Origin of the sequence: Microbacterium sp. Leaf351 (genome assembly GCF_001423825.1) — a bacterium.
In the GTDB taxonomy this organism is placed as follows: domain Bacteria; phylum Actinomycetota; class Actinomycetes; order Actinomycetales; family Microbacteriaceae; genus Microbacterium; species Microbacterium ginsengisoli.
Window position 1 is genome coordinate 24,851 of record NZ_LMPK01000034.1, and the last position, 4,380, is coordinate 29,230.

4 protein-coding genes and 1 pseudogene are annotated in these 4,380 nt (G+C 69.7%); 1 reads left to right on the forward strand and 4 read right to left on the reverse strand.

Translation table 11 applies throughout. The features are described from left to right. Positions 1-47: 47 nt before the first annotated feature. Both ASG00_RS10245 and tyrS read right to left on the reverse strand, forming a co-directional pair. Positions 48-854, reverse strand: a complete 807-nt coding sequence (locus ASG00_RS10245) for a DUF4184 family protein (RefSeq protein WP_056209300.1) — start codon at positions 852-854, stop codon at positions 48-50. A gap of 15 nt (positions 855-869) precedes the next feature. Further along, entirely contained in the window at positions 870-2,171 is a 1,302-nt protein-coding gene (gene tyrS, locus ASG00_RS10250) for a tyrosine--tRNA ligase (RefSeq protein WP_048809044.1), read from the reverse strand. A gap of 112 nt (positions 2,172-2,283) precedes the next feature. Here tyrS and ASG00_RS10255 point away from each other — a divergent pair, with 112 nt between their 5' ends. Beyond that, on the forward strand, positions 2,284-2,874 hold the full coding sequence (locus tag ASG00_RS10255; RefSeq protein ID WP_056209302.1) for a hypothetical protein: 591 nt from the start codon (positions 2,284-2,286) through the stop codon (positions 2,872-2,874). A gap of 3 nt (positions 2,875-2,877) precedes the next feature. Here ASG00_RS10255 and ASG00_RS10260 read toward each other — a convergent pair whose 3' ends face one another. Together ASG00_RS10260 and ASG00_RS18020 are read right to left on the reverse strand one after the other, a co-directional pair. Next, a complete protein-coding gene (locus tag ASG00_RS10260; RefSeq protein ID WP_200930918.1) occupies positions 2,878-3,657 on the reverse strand; it encodes a phosphate ABC transporter ATP-binding protein in 780 nt (259 codons plus the stop codon). A gap of 387 nt (positions 3,658-4,044) precedes the next feature. Next, positions 4,045-4,380, reverse strand: a pseudogene (locus tag ASG00_RS18020) (sortase); the annotation flags it as partial.

Consider the following 4,380-nt stretch of genomic DNA (forward strand, 5'->3'; position numbering starts at 1 on the left):
GCCGCATCCCGGGCGTGTCGCGGCATCCTCCCGCGGAATTCCGCGGGTCATGCGAGCCAGGTGTCGGCAGCGGATCTGGGCGTGCGCCACTGGACACGCACGCACAGCGCCACGGTGACGACACCCCACAGCGCCGCTGCGGGTGGGAGCACCCGGTAGGCGAGATGCTGCGGCGTGTACTCGTGCGTGAAGCCGCCACCGATCACGAGACCGCACACCCACGCGAGCACGAGGATCGCCGGGAGACTCGCCCACCACGCGAGCCGCAGGTATCGGTTCGCCCGCGGGGCCGGCATCCGGGGCGACCGCGCGAGGGTCATGGTCGCCCAGACGGCGAGAACCAGAAGCCCGAACGCGCTCGATGTGTACTGCACCCAGCGGTATCCATCGAGGGGTCCCCACATCTGCGCGAGCGCCGGGATGATCGCGCTCCCCCATCGTCCTTCGTGACTGAACGCATCCCACACCAGATGTGTCGCCACCCCCATGGCGAGCGCCAGCACCCACCACGCGATGACGGTGACGCGTGCACGCACCGTGCGGGCGGCGAGAGTCTCGAACTGACGGCGGGGCGAGGCATCCCAGGCTTCGGGAAGGCGGCGTGCGAGCCAGGTCGGCGCGAGCGGACGCACCGCGGGACGGAGCACCACGCGCCACACGAGCCACAGCACGGCGGCCATCGCCGTCGTCACCAGGATCGCTCGCGGGTCGTGCGTGACCACGTAGGGAATCGGAAGCTGACGGGTGAACAGCGGGAGGTCGGGGGTCATCGCCCCGACCGCGACAGCGGATGCCGGCAGCACTGTGCGCGCGAACGGGAGGGCGACGACAGCATGGCTCGGTGTGAACGGCATCGCTCCCCCGTGTGGTCAGCCGGGGAGGAGTCCGGCGAGCGTCTTCTTGCCGCGCCGCAGCACCGACACCCCGCCGGGAAGGCCGAGTGGCACGACCGCCGAATCGTCGTCGACCTTCTCGCCGTCGATGCTCACGCCGCCCTGCGCGATCGCACGACGCGACTCGGACAGTGACGCCGTGAGGCCCGTGTCGACGAGCGCCTGCGCGACACTCGATCCCGCCACGACCTGCGCGCTCGGGAGCTCGTCGATCGCGGTGCGCAGCACCGCGGCATCGAGTGCGCGGAGATCACCGGACCCGAACAGAGCGTCGGAGGCCGCGATCACCGCGCGAGCTGCCTCCAGGCCGTGCACCGTCGTCGTGACCTCGGCCGCGAGGCGACGCTGCGCCGCCCGCCGGAACGGCTCGTCGGCGACCTGCCTCGCGTAGTCGTCGATCTCCGCCTTGGTCAGGAACGTGAAGATCTTCAACCTGTCGATCACATCGGCGTCGAGCGTGTTGAGCCAGAACTGGTACATGCGGTACGGGCTGCACATCGCGGCATCCAGCCAGATCGCGTTGCCCTCGCTCTTGCCGAACTTCGTGCCGTCGCTGTTCGTGATCAGCGGTGTGCCGATCGCGTGCGCCGACACGCCCTCCACCCGGTGGATGAGGTCGGTGCCGCTCGTGAGGTTGCCCCACTGATCGCTGCCGCCGGTCTGCAGCACGCAGTCGTAGCTGCGGAAGAGCTCGAGGTAGTCGAGGCCCTGCAGGATCTGGTAGCTGAACTCGGTGTAGCTGATGCCGGCCTCGGAGTTGAGGCGGGCGCTGACGGCATCCTTCTTGAGCATCGTGCCCACGCGGTAGTGCTTGCCGATGTCACGCAGGAAGTCGATCGCCGACAGCGGTGCCGTCCAGTCGAGGTTGTTCACGAGCCGCGCCGCATTGGCGCCCTCGAAGCTCAGGAACTGCTCGACCTGGGCGCGCAGCTTCGCGACCCACTCCCCCACGGTCTCCTTCGTGTTGAGCGTGCGCTCGGCCGTCGGGCGCGGGTCACCGATGAGACCGGTGGACCCGCCGACCAGGCCGAGCGGCTTGTGCCCCGCGAGCTGAAGCCGGCGCAGCAGCAGCAGCTGCACGAGGTTGCCCAGGTGAAGGCTCGGTGCGGTCGGGTCGAAGCCGCAGTAATACGTGATGGGGTCTCCGCCGAGAAGCGCGCGCAGCGCATCCTGATCCGTGGACACATGCACGAGGCCCCGCCACACGATCTCGTCCCAGACGTTCGGGAACGCCGGATCGTTGGCGGGCGCGAGTGCGCTCAGTTCGGGCGTTGACACGCGTTTCAGGCTATCGGATGCCGCGGGCCGCCCTCGGCTCGATGGCGCGGTGTCGCAGGAGACGTGCCTCGATCGCGGATGCCCCGTCGGGGCTCCGTGCCACACTGAGGCCATGGTCGAGATCACCGGAGGCTGGATCGCCGCCGTGCTGGCGGGCGTCGTCGTGACCGTGCTGCTGGGAGCCGCGCTCGTGCTCACCGCGGCCGCCATGCGCCGCCTGTCGACGGCGCTCCTCATGACGGCAGGCGCCGCGGTCATCGCCGCCCTCGTCGTCGCCGTCGTGGCGCACGTCGAGGCGCCCGCGCCGATCGGCGTTCCGCTCGCCCTCGTCGGGATCGCCGCCGCCGTCGTCGGCGGAGACCCGATCACGCGGCGCGTTCTGGCGATCGCCGCATCGGGTCGCGTGCGCGAGACCCCCGACGGCGGCATCGTCGTCACGGACGACGCCGGGCCGGCGGCATCCGATGATGTCGTGCTGCTGCGCGGCGGCGCCACCATCGGCTACCTGGAGCGCATCGCGACCGCGGCCGCGATCATCGCGGGCTACCCGGAGGCGATCGCGGCCGTCGTCGCCGTCAAAGGCGTCGGGCGGTTCTCGGAGCTCACCGGGTCGGAGGCCCGCGAGCGCTTCATCGTCGGCACGCTCTCGAGCCTCGTCTGGGCGGCGCTCGTCTCGGCCGCCGTGCGGCTCGCGCTGTTCTGAGACTTACCCGAAGCGTCCGTTCACATAGTCGTGCGTGCGCGGATCGATCGGGTCGCCGAACATCGCGTCGGTGTCACCGTGTTCGACGATGTGGCCCGGCTGCCCCTGCGACGCGAGGAAGAACGCGCACTGCTGCGAGACGCGCTGCGCCTGCTGCATGTTGTGCGTGACGATGACGATGGTGACCTCCTGGGCCAGCTCGAGCATCGTCTGCTCGATGACGCGCGTGGACGTCGGGTCGAGCGCCGAGCACGGCTCGTCCATCAGGAGAATGCGCGGCTTCACCGCGAGCGAGCGGGCGATGCACAGGCGCTGCTGCTGACCGCCCGAGAGCCCGCCGCCCGGCGAGCGCAGGCGATCCTTCAGCTCGTTCCACAGTCCCGCCTTCGTGAGGCAGGACTCGACGAGGAAGTCCTTCTCGGAGCGGCTCGCCGACACTCCCGCGAGCTTCAGCCCCGCGACCACGTTGTCGTAGATCGACATCGCCGGGAACGGATTCGGCTTCTGGAAGACCATGCCGATCTTCTTGCGCGCATCGACGAGGCGATGACTCGCGTCATAGATGTCGTCGGCGTCGAGGAGCACCTCGCCCGCGAGGGCCGCGGACGGCACGAGCTCGTGCATGCGGTTCAGGATGCGCAGGAACGTCGACTTCCCGCAGCCGGAAGGACCGATCAGTGCGGTGATCTGACCGGCGGGCATCTGCAGCGAGACATCCTGCAGCACGAGGTGGTCCCCGAACCAGGCGGAGATGGAGCGGGCCTCGAGGCGTGAGGGGGGCACAGAGCTTGCGGCCTGTGCCTCGGCCGCTTCCAGGCGCTCACGGGTGGCCGAGGCTCCACCGAGGAATGAGACCGCCGACGCGCGCACCTTCGCCGCAGCACCGCCGAACGGGCGAGCGGGGGCCTCGTCTCCCGGGAGCGGTGCGCCTGCACCACGACCACGAAACGCCGTGCGGCGCTGATCCCGACGGCGCGCGACGTCGCTCGGTGGCACGAGGGACGGCTCCGCCGCTGCCGCTTCGAGACCGTCGATCTCCGCCGCGCTCACGACTTCCGTCATCGTCTCGTCGACCTGGATGACTCGGGTCACATCCTCCGACACGGGTACACCGGATTCGGGCACGGCGGGCGGGTTCTCAGGGCTGTCGCTCATTACGGATGCTCCGGGTCACAGAAGGTTCGGCAAAAGGCGGACGAGTTGATCCGCGACGAAAAGGTTGGCGAGGATGAGAACCGGCACGAGAACGATCCAGGTCTTGCGCGCACCGACCTTTCGGAAGGACCACACGGCGGCGATCTCGGCCGCGACCAGGAACTGCAGTGCGAACACCAGCGCCCACAGCGTCGACGTATCCGTCGCCATCGCGGCGTCGGATGGGGGCAGCGTGAGCGAGGTCGTCTGCCTCACCCCGGCCGGCTGCGCGTTGCCGACGAGTCGCGCATCGACGTACGCCACACCGACCGGTACGAACGGCAACCCGCGCGCGGTCATCAGGATCACCCG

Bases quoted from the DNA above. Each gene is read 5' to 3' on its own strand.
- ASG00_RS10245 (WP_056209300.1), bottom strand. From the start codon at position 854: ATGCCGTTCACACCGAGCCATGCTGTCGTCGCCCTCCCGTTCGCGCGC.
- ASG00_RS10255 (WP_056209302.1), top strand. From the start codon at position 2,284: ATGGTCGAGATCACCGGAGGCTGGATCGCCGCCGTGCTGGCGGGCGTC.